The organism is Halalkalicoccus sp. NIPERK01, assembly GCF_030287405.1.
In the GTDB taxonomy this organism is placed as follows: domain Archaea; phylum Halobacteriota; class Halobacteria; order Halobacteriales; family Halalkalicoccaceae; genus Halalkalicoccus.
The window spans coordinates 71157-85680 of record NZ_JASVVV010000004.1; the positions used below are offsets into that span (position 1 = coordinate 71157).

Consider the following 14524-nt stretch of genomic DNA (forward strand, 5'->3'; position numbering starts at 1 on the left):
CGATCGTCCTAGAAGTCCTAGGACCTCCGGATCGCCGGAGTGGAAGGCGGATCTCAACTACGCGGGCTCGATCGCGACGATCGCGTCGTGGGGGACGTAGGCGACCTGCTCGCCCGCCTCGTCGTAGAGCGCGACGCCGTAGACCAGTTCCTCGAACCCGTAGCACTCGACGCGTTCCCTGTCCTCCCCCTCGAAGTCGGTCGTGTAGGTCGCGACCAGCGGCGTCTCCGAGAGGGTCGGCCCTCCCTCCCGGAGGGCCGCGAGTTCCCGCTCGATCTCGCGGATCCGGGTCTGGTAGCGCTTTCCCCGTCCGCTCCGCTCACGGCCGCGTTTCGTGTCGGGCATACCTTCCAGTACGGCGGACGAGGGCTTAACCGTCGAGGTAGGCCACCGCCTCCCCGTCGGGCGCGCGCTCGAACGAGCGGCGAGCGCGCCCGACCGCGCCGGAGTCCGTCGTCGGCGGGATGGCGTCCCGACCGTACACGAACCGGAATCCGACCGGCCGGCCGAGGGGAGCGTGTTTTTGGCCCCCTGTCACGTCTCCCCCACATGGAGGTGAACTGTGCGGGCTGTGCGGGCTGCTGTATCGACTGGCGCGCGCTCTCGCCGGTCGAGGGCGACCACGAACGGCGTGGCCCCCGCGAGCCGCTCGACGATGCCTACAACCTCGTTCCGCTCACCCGCGACGACGTCCGGGACTTGGTCGAAAACGGGCTGGGGGACGCCATGACCCCGCGCCTCTGGGAGGGCGACTCGGACGTCGACGTCGACGGAACGACGCTGGCGGCGGTCGACGGGAAGCCCGCCTTCTTCGTCGGGCTACGAAAGCCGCCCAAACCCGTCTCCCCGTTCGATACCGCGCCCGGGTGGCTCCCGACGTGTGCCTTCCTCGATCCCACGACGCTGCAGTGTCGGATCCACGACTCGGAGACCTACCCCGAGGAGTGTGCGGAGTACCCCGGCCACAACCTCGCGCTGGCGGTCGAAACCGAGTGCGAGCGCGTCGAGGCGGCCTTCGGCGGCGAGCGCCTGCTCGACGACGGGGTCCCCGAGGGGCTCTCGGGGCTGCTGTTGGGCCCGCAGGCGATCGGCCAGAAGGTGTTCGTCCACCCCGATCCCGACGAACTGGGTGGCGTGATCGAGCGCCTGCGGGCGGGGCGGGCGACCGACGCCGACCGCGCGGAGTTCGTCGCGTGGGCGCTGGCTTCCTCGCCGGGGACGACGGACCACGACCCGAAGACCTACGAATGGGGCAAAGCGCGGGTTCTCGAAACGAGTTCGTGGGTCGGCGAGTCGATCGCCGAGTGGGAGGCGAGATCGGGAGACGACCCGGACCCGACGGCAGCCCGCGAGGTCGAGGAGGCACGCGGCGCGCCGGAAACGCCCGGCTGGGACGGGTGACGGGATGGGGGCTTCCGACGGCCGGCCCACAGTATAAGGACCGCCCGCCCGACGTTTCGGTATGCACGTGCTGGTGACGGGCGCGACCGGGTTCGTCGGCGAGCGACTGGTGGAGCCGCTGCTTTCGGCGGGCCACGAGGTCCGGGTGTTCGTCCGCGACGCCGCCGACTACCGTGGGCCGCGGGGGGTCGACGTCTACGAGGGCGACCTCCTCGAACCCGAGACGATCCCCCCGGCGCTTTCGGGGATCGACGCGGTCTACTACCTCGTCCACTCGATGGGCGGCGGCGGCGAGTTCGAGGAGATGGACAGAAAGCTCGCCGCGAACGTCCGCGACGCGGTCAGCGACGCCGGGATCGAGCGGGTGATCTACCTCGGCGGGCTGGGCGACGAGCGCGACGAACTCTCGGGGCACCTGCGCTCGCGCCGGGAGGTCGAGTACGTCCTCGCGGAGGGGAGCTACGACCTGACGGCGCTTCGGGCGGCGGTCATCATCGGCGACGAGAGCGCGAGCTTCGAGCTGATCGAACAGCTCGCCGCCCGGCTCCCGGTGATGATCACCCCGCGGTGGGTCCGCACCGACTGCCAGCCTATCGCCATCGACGACGTGATCGCCTATCTGGTGGGCGTCCTTGAGGTTCCCGAGACCGTGGGCGGGACGTTCGAGATCGGCGGGCCCGACGTGGAGACCTACCAGTCGATGCTGCAGGTCACCTCGGAACTGCTCGGAAAGCGCCTCCACATCATCCCGGTCCCCGTGTTGACGCCGAGACTGTCTGCGTACTGGGTCAGTCTCGTCACGGACGTCGACCGGGACGTCGCCCACGCGCTCGCGGCGGGGCTGAAGAACCCCGTCGTCGTCACCGACGACCGGATCCGCGACCACCTCCCCATCGAGCTGACGCCCTTCGAGACGGCGGTCTCGCGCGCGCTCGGGATCGAGTAGATGGACCCGGAGTTCGGCGAGACGTGGACCTACGAGAGCATCGTCAGCGCCCTCCCGGGGATCGACCTCTCGGATCGGGTGGCCGTCGCGTTCCAGTTCGGGCTCTTCGAACTGGGGGTGCTCGTCTTCGCGGCGGTCTACGACGCGTGGTCGGCCGCCCTCGCGGGGACGGCCGCGGTCGTCGTCGCCGCGGGCGGCAGCGTCGCCATGCTACGGATGGGTACGCTCGTCCGGTCGGTTCGGGTCTCGCCCGCCTACCGAAAGATGCTGTTCGGATCGAGCATCGAGGTCGTTCTCAGCGTTCTCGCCTTCATCGCGCTCGTGACCTACCTGCTCGTGGTCGATCCCCGCCAGTCGCAGACGCCGCTGTTGAACGGCCTGTTTGGTCCCGAGCCGCCGACGGTGCTGGTGTACTTCACGCTGCTTCTGTGCTGGGACCTCTGTTACCGCATCGGGACGAGCTGGTGGGTCGGCGTCGTCTCGCTGTGGCGCGCGATCCGCTATCCGGTCGATCCCGAAACGGCGTCGACGCTCGGACGGGTCGACCGGCTCAACGTCGGGTTCGGCCTGCTACAGGTGATTCTCGTCCCGTTCGTCGTCGACCACCCGTCGCTGCTCGCCGCCCTCGCGGGGCATATCCTCGCGGTGGTGACGTTCTCGGGGCTGTCGTACCTGATCGCCAGAAGGCGCTAGCTCGATTTGATTCGCCGGAACTGATCGAGGAGGGCTTCCGCGGAGTCGCCGGAGTCGAACTCGAGTGTTCCCTTATACTCGGAGCGGTCGTCGTCGAAGTCCGTGTCGACGGTCGCGTTCTTCTTCTCTCGGCGCTCGTGTTCGTCTTCGTCGTATGCACCCATTGACATTGCGAACCACACTCAACCTTGGAAACCCCGGATAATCAATGTAACGGATAATCACACGGACGTGGGTCGGAACGCTAAACCGGACCGGCCCCCTGAGAGGGGGTGTGGCCCGCCCGCTTCGCTTTCGACGCTCCCTCCAGTCGTGGTCGGTAGAGCGCCTCCATCGAGACCTGTTTCGCCCGCTCGACGACGCCCTCGGCGCGCGCTGTTCAACCCCGTGGTACCGGCCGCCCGGCGGGTACGAGGCCCGCCGCTTCGACATGGACAACGGCGATACGGCGCTGTTCATCTGGGACGACGAGGAGGCCTACTGGCTCGGCAACACCCAGACGCCGGAGGCGCTCTGGCGCACCGAGAAGTACACGTTCGACGAGGTCCCCTACCCCGTCGCGCGGTGGGCACAGCGCGAACTGCTCGCCGAACTCCACGAGGCCGAACCGTGGCTCGCCGCCTACCCCCACCTCTCGTGGTTCTTCCTCCCCGTGTTCTGCTCGAAGGACGGCCGCGACACCACGCGGGCGTTCTTCCGGGACCACGCCGCGGGCTTCCCCGACGCCACCCGCGAGGAGGCCTGCGGGTTCTACGAGGCGCTGCTCCACACGGGCGTCCTCGACGAGTACCGCTACGTCATGGCGAGCAAACTCGGGACCAGCGACCGCCTCGACCCCGTCCGCATGAGCGCGACGATGAGCGAGTTCACCGTCGCCCACCTCCTCACACGGGCGGGCTACGAGATCACCCCGGAGATCGAGGTGACGACCGGCCACTCGATCGACTACCGGGCCGAGAAGGACGGAACCGGAACCCTCGTCGAGGTGACCCGGCCCCTGCCGCCGACGCGGCGGGCGGCGAACACGGCGGTCGCGGCCGTCAAGGAGACGGCCCGGACGAAGACATCGGGCCAACTCGCGAAACACGGCGGCGGGATCACGCTCTTCGTCGACTGTTCGTCGTTTCGCGACGACGAGTGGGCGCGGGTCCGGGGCGAGAAACCGTCGGTCGGCCACCGCCCCGCGGTGGTGTTTCGGGCCCGTCCCGACGGACGGATCGAGGCCTACGGCAAGGGTTCGCCCCCGGTAGAACTCGACGACGTCGAGTGGTTCTAGAACGAGACCGGGACGTGGCCGTTGGTTCCGGGCGGTTCGGGGTCCCGGTCGGTGTAGCCGACGCGGCCGATCGCCTCGCTGCCCATCCCGGCGTAGACCGCGTACCGGGCCTCCTCCGCGCTCTCGAACGTCTCCTCGCCGGCCACGCTCAGGACCTCGCCGACCGTCTGCGAGCCGCCGGCCAGTTCGAGGGTCTGCTCACCGTAGCGCTCGATCAGTTCGCGGGTCGTCGCCGGGTAGCTGTGGTCGTCGAACAGCGCGTCGGTGCTGGTGTAACACATCGTACCCCTACCTGGATGAACGATGATTATAACGATTGTCCATAAACGACCTTTGACTCCTCTAGGCGTATAATGCACAAGGACTTCGACCGAGGAACCGTAGGGGAGGTATGGTGTACGCCGACCTCCACGTCCACACGACCGCCTCCGACGGCGCGATGGCGCTCGTCTCCGTGCCCGCGGCGGCCCGTGTGGCGGGCGTAGAGGTCGTCGCGATAACCGATCACGACCGGGTCCACCCCGGCCTCGAGGCACCCCTGACCGAACGCGAGGGCGTGACCCTCGTCCGGGGGATCGAACTCCGGGTCGACTCCCCGAAGGGGGCGGTCGACCTGCTGGGCTACGGCGTGCGCGAGACCCCCGCCCTGGAGGGGCTGGTCGAGCGGATCCAGACCAGCCGGATCGAGCGCGGCGGCGAGATCATCCGCCGGGTCGAGGACCGGTTGGGGATCGAACTCGACCTCGAACCCGCCCGGGGCCTGGGCCGGCCACACATCGCGCGCGCCATCGCGGAACACCCCGAGTCGGGGTACGACTACGAGAGGGCGTTCGCGGAGTTGATCGGGGCGAACGGCCCGTGTTACGTCCCGCGAGAGATCCCCGACTTCGAGCGGGGCGTCGCGGCGCTGCGCGAGTCGTGTGCGCTCGTCGGCCTCGCCCATCCCTTCAGATACCCCGATCCGGAACGCGCCCTCTCGCTGACCGCTCGCCTCGACTGCGTCGAGCGGTGGTACCCCTACGGACGGCCCGTCGACACCGACCTCGTAGACCGGGTGATCGAGGAGAACGGGCTGCTCCCGATGGGGGGCAGCGACGCCCACGACGACCGGCTGGGACGCGCCGGATTGGACGAGTCGACCTACAGAGCGGTCGAAAAGCGGCTGTCGTAAACGGAGCCTTCAACCGTGTGCGATTCCTACGAGAGGTATGCGCTGTCACTACTGCGACCGCGATGCGGCCGTCAGCGCGGAGTCGGACGGGGTGCGGGTCGGTCTCTGTGAGGACCACTTCCAGGAGCGACTCGAGGAACTCGCCGAGTCCGAGGAACTCGCCGAGCTACAACAACGCCTCGACGTCGACCGCGAGCGCTAGCCCGGCCGGACGACGCTCCCGCCGCGAGCGCGACTTCTTCCCGCCGGTCCGGGTCCTCGCTCCCTCTCTCGACTTTCTCGTGAGTCCGGTCGAACGCCGGATCGAGCGCCACGGCCCGCGACGAACGTCGAGGGGCCGGCGGCGCGATTCCGCAGGTCTATGTCGGCCGGCCGCGACCGCAGGGGTATGGCGCTTTCGCTGCCGCCGAACGGCCTCGGCTCGCCCGGTCCCCGAAGAGACGACCCCGACGCAGCCCGCGGAGAGAGCGAACGAGACGGCCGACGGAGCGAGCACGGGGGCGTACCGTGGTAGTGGCGGTTCGCGCCCCGCCGCGGCTCGTCTACGACGACGACTGCGGGTTCTGTACGTGGTGTGCCGAGTACGCCGACTCCAGGGGCGTGTTCGAACTCGTCGGCTTTTCCGAACTGACGCCCGACCAGCGCGCCCGGCTCCCCCGCGGGTACGAGGGCTGTGCCCACCTGCTGACGGACGACGCCGTCTTCTCGTGTGGCCACGCCGTCGAGGAGATCCTCGCGCGCCTCGGGCCACGCGAACGCACCGCGATCAAGCTCTTTCGACTGCTCCCGGGCCACGAACGCCTCAGGGAGCCGCTCTATCGAACGCTCGCCGACCGCCGGGCGCTGTGGGGACGGGTCGTCCGGGGATAGCGTCGCCTCGCGGGCGATCGCGATCAGCGGAGACGTACCGCGTCAGTCGATCGGTTCGACCGATTCGGCCAGCGTCACGATATTCGCTTCCTCGTCCGTGATCCGCCGTGGATGGCCGCCGAGCAACACCACCAGATCGTCGTCGGTTTCGGCGACGCCGAGGTGGAGACGGACGTCGATGGGCTGGCCCTCCAGTTCCGTTTCGGCCTCGAACGTCGAGAGATCGACGTCCTCGTCGAGGACGCTGATGACCTCCGTACTGATCTCGTCGCGGATCGTCACCTCGCCGTACCGTGATTGGAACTCCTCGGCGAGCTCCCGGTTGTCCATGTCCTCGATCGGATTGAACGTCCGACCGCCGACCTCGGCCTTCGGCGTCGAAGCGACGACGAACAGGGCGCTACGCTGGGAGCCGAGTGGACCCATGTCGATCGCTTTGTCGTACTTCGAGACGACGGTGTCGGCTCTGACCTCGCGGGAGACACCGCCCACTTCGAACTCCTTCGTAAACGGCACCGTCTCGGTGGTCCGATGGTCGTAGCCGGTGTCCTCCACCGCGGTCTCACTCGCGCGGATTTCGGTCGCCTCGAAGGTCAGCGGGCCATCGCCGGTCGCGGCCTCCATGCAGCCGGCAGTGGCGGCGGCCGTTCCCGCTACGAGCCCGCCGAACGCGCGTCGTGTCATCTTCATGTCTTTTAATACCCTCTCCCTAAACATATATATTTTTATGTTTTTGGAATGGTGTTTCAGGCCGGCCGTTCCGCGTCGAACGAACGACCGGAGAGAATCGCACGTGAGGGTGGGTCGGTTGCCGGGGGCGTACGATTCGCGCGCGACCTCGAACTGCCGTCGTTCACTCGAACGCGGCGATTCCCGTCAGATCCTGGCCCAGGATGAGGGTGTGGATGTCGTGGGTGCCCTCGTAGGTGTAGACCGTCTCCATGTTCGCCATGTGGCGCATCGGCGAGTAGTCGGTCGTGATCCCGTTGCCCCCGAGCATCTCCCTCGCGACCCGCGCCTGATCGCGGGCCATCCGGACGTTGTTCCGTTTCGCCATCGAGACGTGCTGGGGGCGGAGGTCGCCGCGTTCTTTGAGGTCGGCCAGCCGATGGACGAGCAGTTGGCTCGTCGTGATCTGGGTGGCCATCTCCGCGAGTTTCTCCTGTTGGATCTGGAAGCTCCCGATGGGCTTGCCGAACTGCTCGCGGTCGCTCGCGTACTCGCGGGCGGTCTCGAAGCAGTCCCGGGCCGCGCCGACCGCGCCCCACGCGATGCCGTAGCGCGCCTGCGTGAGACAGGAGAGGGGACCCTTCATGCCCGATACGTTCGGAAGAACGTTCTCCTCGGGGATTCGGACGTCCGAGAGGCCGATCTCGCCGGTGATGGAGGCGCGCATCGAGAGCTTCTCGTCGATCTTGTTCGTGCTGACGCCGTCGCGGTCGGTCTCGACCAGAAAGCCCCGGACGGGCGAGCCCTCCGCAGAGACGTCGCGCGCCCAGACGACCGCCACGTCCGCGACCGGCGAGTTGGTGATCCACGTCTTCGACCCCGAGAGGACGTACTCCTCTCCGTCCTTCTCCGCCCGGGTCTCCATGCTCGCCGGATCCGAACCGTGTTCGGGTTCGGTGAGGCCAAAGCAGCCGATCGCCTCGCCCTCGCCGAGTTTCGGGAGCCACTCCTCCTTCTGCTCGTCGCTCCCGAAGGCGTGGATGGGGTACATCACCAGCGCCCCCTGGACGCTCGCGGCCGAGCGGATCCCCGAGTCGCCGGCCTCGAGTTCCTGCATCAACAGGCCGTAGGCGGTCTCGCTCACCCCCGGGAGGCCGTAGCCCTCGAGGTTGGGGGCGAAAAAGCCCAGTTCGCCCATCTCGGCCATCAGCCCCTCGGGGAAGGTCCCCTCCTCGAAGTGCTGGCCGATCTCGGGTCTGATGCGGTCGTCGACGAACTCGCGGGCCGTATCGCGGATCATCCGCTCCTCGCGCGCGAGGTCGGCCTCCAGTTCCACGTAATCGAGCATGCGTGTGGGTCGACCCCGACCCCCAAAAGCGCTCCCATCCCCGGTGGATCGGCCAACGGTGGTCGTTTCGAGCACGCAAAGGGAAACCGGTGGAAGACGAGAGAGACGAGTCTACCGGAGAGAAGGGGACCGAGACGCGTCCCCGTCAGTCGGCGGCGACGCGTCGGGCGCGGAGTTCGTCGACGTACTCGGTGAAGTTCTCGAAGACGAGTTTCGCCTCGCAGGCGGCGGCGTAGTTCTCCTCGGTGATGCCCGCGAGCACCTCCCGTCGGCGCTCCTCCGTGATGTCCTTGCGTCGGGTGAGCCGTTCTGCGGTGTCGATGTCGTACTCGGGGTGGAACTGGAGGCCGAAGACGCGGCCCTTGCGGAAGCCGTGGTTCGAGTACTCGTTCTCCGCGAGCGCCTCCGCGCCCGGCGGGAGGTCGACCACGGCGTCCGAGTGGGTCGTGAAGGCGAGGAACTCCCGGTCGATCCCCGAGAGGAGCCGCGAGTCGCCGGAGTGGGCGATCCGGTTGTAGCCGATCTCGTAGACGCCCATGTCCTCGACGGTGCCCCCGAGGACGTCCGCGAGCAACTGGTGGCCGTAACAGATCCCGAGGAACGGGAGGTCGCGGTCGATCGCCTCGCCGATCCATTCCTTCAGGGGGGCGATCCACGGCTCGTCCCAGTAGACCGACGAGCGCGAGCCGGTGACGACCGCGCCGTCGTAGTCGAACGAATCGGGGAGCTGTCCGGCGGTGACGTCGAACTCCGTCAGGGAAGCGTCGAGTTCGCGTCGGAAGTTTCGTTTCGTGTTTCTATCGCCGTGTGACGCGTCGAGAACCGCAAGACGTGGAGGACTCACTACCGTGGTTACGTAACCCACGCCAAAAACGGTTGCGAAACGGACAGCTCTCGCCTGATCGACGATGAACCTTTGGCGTCGGCCCCCGTGGCCCGGGACATGGACGCGATCGAACGGGTCGAGGCGGCCTTCGAGACGCACGTCGAGGCGGGCCTCCACCACGGCGCACAGCTCGCGGTCTACCACGAGGGCGACCTCGCCATCGACCTCGCGGGCGGGACGACCGGCCCCGAGGGCGAGGAGACCACTCCCGACCGAAAACACGTCCTCTTCTCGTGTACCAAGCCGTACGCGGCGGTCGCGCTGCACCGCTGTGTCGAGGACGGCCTGCTCGACTACGACGACCGCGTCACGGACCACTGGCCGGGGTTCGCCGAGGGCGGGGAGAAAAGCGAAATCACCGTCCGCCAGGTGCTCTCGCACCAAGCGGGGCTCCACGAGACGGCCTTCGACGCCGAGTTCGAGCGGTGGGCCGACTGGGAGGCGGCCGTCGCCGCGATGGAAGAGGCCGAAACGACGTTCTCGCCGGGCGAGACCGCGGCGTACCACTCGCTCTCGTTCGGGTTCCTCGTCGGCGAACTCGTCCGACGGGCGAGCGGAGTACCGATAGACGAGTTCGTCGACGAGCGCGTCTTTGCCCCCTTGGGAATGGCCGACACCGACCTGGGGATCCCCGAGGGCGAACCCGACACCACCGCGGCGCTCGTGGGTTTCGAACCCGGCGAGCGCGCCCGCGAGACCGGGGCGGGCCTCGACGCGTTCTCGAACGCCGAGGCCGCGGCGCTGTTCGGCGAGGAGTGGCTCCACCGGGCGGTGGTCCCCGCGGCCTCCGCGACGGGCACTGCGAGGGACATGGCGCGATTCTATAGTTGTCTCGCGAACGGCGGCAAGTTGGACGGGACGACGGTTCTGGCGGAGGAAACGGTCGAGGAGATGACCGCAGAGCAGGTCGCAGTCGAGCGTGACGGGACCCTCGGGGTGCCCCGTCGCTACGGGCTGGGGGTCGTCCTCGGGGGCGGCGCGTGGGACAAGTTCGGGACGATATCCCCGAGGCGGGTCTTCGGCCACGGCGGGCTCGGCAGCATCGTCGGCTGGGCCGACCCCGACGAACGGCTGGCGTTCGCCTACGTCACCAACGGGATCCGCGAGGAGTTCGAGCACGCCATGCGAGCGAACGCGCTGGCCGACGCGGTGCGGGTCGCGTTCGCGTGACGGCCGTCCGGTTTTCCGATGGCGGTACGGTCGGTTCGAGCGCTACTGTCGGTCCTCGACCTGTCCCAGTCCCGGAATGGCGACGCGGCGCTCGACGTGGTTCATCGCTCTCGACGCGCTCAACACCAGACAGAGGTAGATCGCGCCCACGGTGATGAACACCGCCGTGTACCGGAAGTTCGAGGAGGCGATCGACTGGGCCCGCCTGAACAGCTCGGGGACGGTGATGAACGCGGCGAGCGAGGAGTACTTGATCAGGTAGACCAGTTCGTTCGTCCAGCCGGGGATCGCGTAGCGAAGCCCCTGCGGGAGCACCACGTATCGGATGCCGCCGAGCTTCGAGAGCCCGACCGAACGGGCGGCGGTCAGCTGGCCGCCCTCGACGCTCTGGAGGGCCGCCCGAATGTACTCGCCCTGATAGGCCGCGCTGTTGATCGTAAAGCCGATGATCGCGACCCAGACGGCCTGACCGGGGATCGCCCCGTAGCCGATGTAGGGCAGTTCGCGGATCCAACTCGAGAGGCCGAGCCCGTAGTACAGCACGAACAGCTGGGCCAGAAGGGGCGTCCCGCGGATCAACTCGGTGTAGACGAGCGCCGCGCGACTCGACCAGCGCCCGTAGACCCGCGCGACGCTCAGCGGGACGGCGATGAGAAAGCCAAGAACCATCCCGCCGACCGTCAGCACGACCGTCAGCCAGATCCCGCTCGCGAAGGTCGGAAGCAGGGAGAGGGCGAAGCCGATCGGTTCGAGTGCGCCCCCGAGGAGCCCGCTCGATTCGAGCCACGCCAGCGGTGGCAGGGGCTCGCCCCGCGGGACGCCCGCGCCCACCCGGACGAGCACCCAGTCGTTGAACCAGCGCACGAGCAACCAGCCCCAGAACAGGACGCCGCCACCGAGGAGCGCCAGCCGGCGAACCGGGTAGCGACCGCCGGTCGCGTGGGCCGCGTCGCCGCTCACCGACCTGCCCTCCCGAACCGGATGGACGAGCCCACGTCAGGCCTCCGGTCCGTCGTCGGTGAGCCGACCGAGAAACGCCTTCGTCCGGTCGCGCTCGGGGCGATCGAAGAGCCGTTTCGGCGGAGCGGTCTCGACGACCCGGCCCTCGTCGAGAAAGGTCACCTGCGAGGCGACCGAGCGGGCAAAGCCCATCTCGTGGGTCGCGACGAGCATCGTCATGCCCTCGTCGGCGAGCCGGCGCATGACTTCGAGTACCTCCCCGACGAGTTCGGGGTCGAGCGCGCTGGTGGGCTCGTCGAACAGCATGAGCTCGGGCTCCATCGCCAGCGCGCGGGCGATCCCCACGCGCTGTTGTTGGCCACCGGAGAGCTCGGCGGGATAGGAGTCGGCCTGTCGTGCGATGCCGACCTGTTCGAGTTGCTCGTCGGCGACCCGGCGGGCGTCCTCCTTGCTCATCCCGCGGACCCGTCGCAGCCCCAACTCGATGTTGCCCCGGGCGGTCAGGTGCGAGAAGAGGTTGAAGTCCTGAAACACCATGCCGACCTTCCGGCGCAGTTCGTCCACGTCGGTGTCGGGGCCGGAAACGAGGTCGCCGTCGAGGTAGATCTCCCCGCCGTCGATCTCGGTGAGGCGGTTGACGCAGCGAAGCAGCGTCGACTTACCGCTCCCGCTGGGGCCGATCAGCACGCCGACGTCGCCCCGGTCCATCGTCAGGCTCACGCCGTCGAGGGCCGTCTCCTCGCCGTAGCGTTTGACCACGTCCTCGATTTCGAGGAGAGAGCGACTCACGCGGTCTCACCCCCGGGAATCGCGTACGCGTCGGCCAGCCGATCGAGCGCGCGGTTCGTCGAGAACGTGAGCACGAAGTAGATCGCGCTCGCGAAGAGGACGATCTCCAGGACGGCGGTCGTCTGCTGGACGAACAGGTCGTAGGAGCGACTCAGCAGTTCTGCGAGTCCGATCGCGAAGGCGATGCTCGTGTCCTTCAGGACGATCGTGAACTCGTTTTGAAAGCCCGGCACGCTCCGGCGCAGCGACTGGGGCACGACGACGTGCCTGATCGCTTTCAGTTGGCTCATGCCCACGGACCGGGCGGCCTCGATCTGGCCCGAATCGACGCTCTGGATCGCACCCCGGAAGATCTGTGACTGGTAGGCCGCGCTCCGGAGCCCGAGCCCGAGGATCGCGGCGAGAAACGCGCTGTCGATCGAGACGACGAAGAACAGCACGATGAGGATGACGAGGATCGGCGTGCCCCGAAGCACGACGCCCGCGGTCGAGACGACGCCCGCGGAGTAGCGCCCGCCGTAGACCTCGATCGCGCCCGCCGGAAACCCCACCAGGAAGCCGAGCAGGACGCTCGCGACCGTCAGGACGATCGTGATCGCGGTCCCGCCGAGCAGGTAGCCCGCGTTCTCGAAGACGAACGCCCAGTCGCCGGCCTGGAGGGGCGTCGCCACGAATGAGAGCCGTTCCATCCGCGATCAGTTGCCGAACCACTCGTCGACGAGTTCGTCGTACCGACCGCTGTCCCGAACGGTCGCGAGCCCGTCGTTGAGCGCGGTCTGGAGCTCCTCTTCGCCCTGACGCAGCCCGAAGCCGTACTGTTCGTTGGTCTCGTGAGTGAACGCGACCGTGACCGCCCGCTCGCTCGCGAACGTTTCCGCGACGGGGACGTCCAGCACGAGCGCGTCGACGTTGCCGTTTTCCAGGTCCTCGACCCCGAGGACGTAGTTGTCGTAGGTGTTGTAATCGCCCTGTGCGATAATCCCCGGCTCGATCAGCTCGCTTTCGACGACCGACTCGCCGGTGGTGCCGCTCTGTGCGCCGACGGTCGCGCCTTCGAGGTCCTCGAGGGACTGCCAGTCGACGCTCGCGTCCTCGCTGACCAGCACCGACTGGTTGGCGTCGTAGTAGGGATCCGAGAAGGCGATCGTCTCCTCGCGGCCGGGCTCGATCGTCATCGCCGCCGCGATCACGTCGATACGGTCGTTCTGGAGCGCGGGGATGAGCGAATCGAACTCGAACTCCTCCCACTCGTCGGCGAGCGTGTAGTCGGTCTCCTCGACGACGGCCGAAAGCAGGTCGACGTCGAACCCGACCAGATCGCCCCCCTCCTTCATCTCGAACGGCGGGAACCCCGGCGCGGTCCCGGCGACGATCTCCGAGTCGTCGCCGCCGCCGAGTCCGCCGAGACAGCCCGCAAGCGAGATCCCGGTAACCGCCCCACCGGTCGTCTTCAAATACGTCCGTCTGTCCATACACTGATGTACGAAGCGGACGTTTATAACTACCTTTCGATGACACCTAGCGCCTTCGATCGCTACTCGGGGATCGATTCGAAAAAGCCCGACAGGCGATCGTTGACGGGGCGAGAGCGCTCGATCCACACCCCGTGGCCCGCCCCCTCGTAAACCTCGCGGGTCGCCTTCGGGAGCCCCTCGGCGAGTAGGCGGGCGTTCTGGACGGGGACGATCCCGTCGTCCTCGCCGTGGAGGACGAGCGCCGGAACTGTCACCTCGTAGAGCCAGTCGCTCGCGTCGAAGGTCTCGAAGGCGGCGTTCTGTGCCTCCCAGCCCGCGCGCGCGGCGTCGCCCGCCGCGCGCCACTCGACGATTCCCTCGATCACGTCGGGGTGCTCGGAGACGAAGTCATCGGAAAGGAGCGCCGAGAGCGAGTCCCGCAGCGCCTCGGGGTCGGTAGGCGGCGCGAACAGCTCCTCCCGGGCCCCCTCGGGCAGGTCCGCTCGCGGCCCGCCGGGGCTCGTCCCGATCAGCGTGAGGCTCCGCGCGCGCCCGTACTCGCGGGCGTACTGGAGCGCGACCATCCCGCCCAGCCCGGCACCGACGAGGTGCACACGAGGGGAGCCGTGATCCGCGAGGACGGCCTCCAGATCGGCAGCGAAGTCCCCGACCAAGTAGGGACCCGGCGGTGCGTCCGAACGGCCGGTCCCCCGCATATCGTAGACGAGGGCCTCGTAGGGACCGGCGAGTGCGGCGTGCTGCCAGCCCCACTGCCACGCGCCGAGTCCGATATCGCCGAGAAATGCCACCGTTTCACCCTCGCAGTCGACTTCGTAGTACAGCGAAACCCCCTCGCGGTGTGCGCTCGCCATCACCGACGGTATCGTCCGG

Annotated in this window: 21 protein-coding genes; 9 read left to right on the forward strand and 12 right to left on the reverse strand. The window is 68.2% G+C overall.

What is annotated here, in order from left to right; genetic code table 11:
• Positions 1-57: 57 nt before the first annotated feature.
• Together QRT08_RS12525 and QRT08_RS12530 are read right to left on the reverse strand one after the other, a co-directional pair.
• Complete coding sequence (locus QRT08_RS12525) at positions 58-345, reverse strand: hypothetical protein (RefSeq protein WP_286046305.1); 288 nt, start codon at positions 343-345, stop codon at positions 58-60.
• A gap of 25 nt (positions 346-370) precedes the next feature.
• On the reverse strand, positions 371-538 hold the full coding sequence (locus QRT08_RS12530; protein WP_286046306.1) for a hypothetical protein: 168 nt from the start codon (positions 536-538) through the stop codon (positions 371-373).
• An 11-nt stretch (positions 539-549) separates the two neighbouring features.
• Between QRT08_RS12530 and QRT08_RS12535 the strand changes: the two genes are divergently transcribed.
• The 3 genes from QRT08_RS12535 (at position 550) to QRT08_RS12545 (ending at position 3040) form a co-directional block, all read left to right on the forward strand.
• Entirely contained in the window at positions 550-1401 is an 852-nt protein-coding gene (locus tag QRT08_RS12535) for a YkgJ family cysteine cluster protein (protein WP_286046307.1), read from the forward strand.
• A 61-nt stretch (positions 1402-1462) separates the two neighbouring features.
• A complete protein-coding gene (locus QRT08_RS12540; RefSeq protein WP_286046308.1) occupies positions 1463-2347 on the forward strand; it encodes an NAD(P)H-binding protein in 885 nt (294 codons plus the stop codon).
• Positions 2348-3040: a DUF7530 family protein gene (locus QRT08_RS12545; protein ID WP_286046309.1), complete on the forward strand. Its 693-nt coding sequence runs from the start codon at positions 2348-2350 to the stop codon at positions 3038-3040.
• Here QRT08_RS12545 and QRT08_RS12550 read toward each other — a convergent pair.
• Positions 3037-3210: a DUF5786 family protein gene (locus QRT08_RS12550; protein WP_286046310.1), complete on the reverse strand. Its 174-nt coding sequence runs from the start codon at positions 3208-3210 to the stop codon at positions 3037-3039. The genes QRT08_RS12545 and QRT08_RS12550 overlap by 4 nt on opposite strands.
• 104 nt (positions 3211-3314) lie before the next feature.
• On the opposite strand from QRT08_RS12550, the gene QRT08_RS12555 reads away from it, so the two are divergent.
• Positions 3315-4316 (forward strand): DUF5784 family protein, encoded by a 1002-nt coding sequence (locus tag QRT08_RS12555; protein WP_286046311.1) that lies wholly within the window; start codon positions 3315-3317, stop codon positions 4314-4316.
• Here the strand turns inward: QRT08_RS12555 and QRT08_RS12560 are convergent.
• Positions 4313-4597 (reverse strand): DUF5789 family protein, encoded by a 285-nt coding sequence (locus tag QRT08_RS12560; RefSeq protein ID WP_286046312.1) that lies wholly within the window; start codon positions 4595-4597, stop codon positions 4313-4315. The two genes, QRT08_RS12555 and QRT08_RS12560, sit on opposite strands and share 4 nt — an antisense overlap.
• Before the next feature lie 110 nt (positions 4598-4707).
• Between QRT08_RS12560 and QRT08_RS12565 the strand changes: the two genes are divergently transcribed.
• The 4 genes from QRT08_RS12565 (at position 4708) to QRT08_RS12580 (ending at position 6357) form a co-directional block, all read left to right on the forward strand.
• Entirely contained in the window at positions 4708-5487 is a 780-nt protein-coding gene (locus QRT08_RS12565; protein ID WP_286046313.1) for a PHP domain-containing protein, read from the forward strand.
• 37 nt (positions 5488-5524) lie between these two features.
• Positions 5525-5689 carry a DUF6757 family protein gene (locus QRT08_RS12570; protein WP_286046314.1) on the forward strand — a complete coding sequence of 55 codons (165 nt, stop codon included), beginning with the start codon at positions 5525-5527 and terminating at the stop codon, positions 5687-5689.
• Positions 5690-5875: 186 nt separating this feature from the next.
• A complete protein-coding gene (locus tag QRT08_RS12575; RefSeq protein ID WP_286046315.1) occupies positions 5876-6001 on the forward strand; it encodes a hypothetical protein in 126 nt (41 codons plus the stop codon).
• Positions 5995-6357 (forward strand): DCC1-like thiol-disulfide oxidoreductase family protein, encoded by a 363-nt coding sequence (locus QRT08_RS12580; RefSeq protein WP_286046316.1) that lies wholly within the window; start codon positions 5995-5997, stop codon positions 6355-6357. The genes QRT08_RS12575 and QRT08_RS12580 overlap by 7 nt, the downstream gene beginning before the upstream one ends.
• Before the next feature lie 42 nt (positions 6358-6399).
• Here the strand turns inward: QRT08_RS12580 and QRT08_RS12585 are convergent, their stop codons facing one another.
• From QRT08_RS12585 to QRT08_RS12595, 3 genes are all read right to left on the reverse strand, one after another.
• The gene (locus QRT08_RS12585) at positions 6400-7047 is read right to left on the reverse strand and encodes a DUF6517 family protein (protein ID WP_286046317.1); all 648 of its coding nucleotides are present in this window, start codon (positions 7045-7047) and stop codon (positions 6400-6402) included.
• A gap of 163 nt (positions 7048-7210) precedes the next feature.
• Positions 7211-8374 carry an acyl-CoA dehydrogenase family protein gene (locus QRT08_RS12590; protein WP_286046318.1) on the reverse strand — a complete coding sequence of 388 codons (1164 nt, stop codon included), beginning with the start codon at positions 8372-8374 and terminating at the stop codon, positions 7211-7213.
• Positions 8375-8519: 145 nt separating this feature from the next.
• Complete coding sequence (locus QRT08_RS12595) at positions 8520-9218, reverse strand: type 1 glutamine amidotransferase (RefSeq protein ID WP_286046320.1); 699 nt, start codon at positions 9216-9218, stop codon at positions 8520-8522.
• Between the two features lie 99 nt (positions 9219-9317).
• On the opposite strand from QRT08_RS12595, the gene QRT08_RS12600 reads away from it, so the two are divergent.
• The gene (locus QRT08_RS12600; protein WP_286046321.1) at positions 9318-10430 is read left to right on the forward strand and encodes a serine hydrolase domain-containing protein; all 1113 of its coding nucleotides are present in this window, start codon (positions 9318-9320) and stop codon (positions 10428-10430) included.
• Between the two features lie 42 nt (positions 10431-10472).
• Here QRT08_RS12600 and QRT08_RS12605 read toward each other — a convergent pair whose 3' ends face one another.
• The 5 genes from QRT08_RS12605 to QRT08_RS12625 all read right to left on the reverse strand — a co-directional run bounded on the left by QRT08_RS12605 (position 10473) and on the right by QRT08_RS12625 (position 14505).
• A complete protein-coding gene (locus QRT08_RS12605; RefSeq protein ID WP_483299959.1) occupies positions 10473-11390 on the reverse strand; it encodes an amino acid ABC transporter permease in 918 nt (305 codons plus the stop codon).
• Positions 11391-11426: 36 nt separating this feature from the next.
• Complete coding sequence (locus QRT08_RS12610; RefSeq protein WP_286046322.1) at positions 11427-12179, reverse strand: amino acid ABC transporter ATP-binding protein; 753 nt, start codon at positions 12177-12179, stop codon at positions 11427-11429.
• A complete protein-coding gene (locus tag QRT08_RS12615) occupies positions 12176-12868 on the reverse strand; it encodes an amino acid ABC transporter permease (RefSeq protein WP_286046323.1) in 693 nt (230 codons plus the stop codon). Before QRT08_RS12615 ends, QRT08_RS12610 begins: the two co-directional genes overlap by 4 nt.
• A 6-nt stretch (positions 12869-12874) precedes the next feature.
• Positions 12875-13651 (reverse strand): basic amino acid ABC transporter substrate-binding protein, encoded by a 777-nt coding sequence (locus QRT08_RS12620; protein ID WP_286046324.1) that lies wholly within the window; start codon positions 13649-13651, stop codon positions 12875-12877.
• Between the two features lie 62 nt (positions 13652-13713).
• Entirely contained in the window at positions 13714-14505 is a 792-nt protein-coding gene (locus tag QRT08_RS12625) for an alpha/beta fold hydrolase (protein WP_286046577.1), read from the reverse strand.
• Positions 14506-14524: the final 19 nt, after the last annotated feature.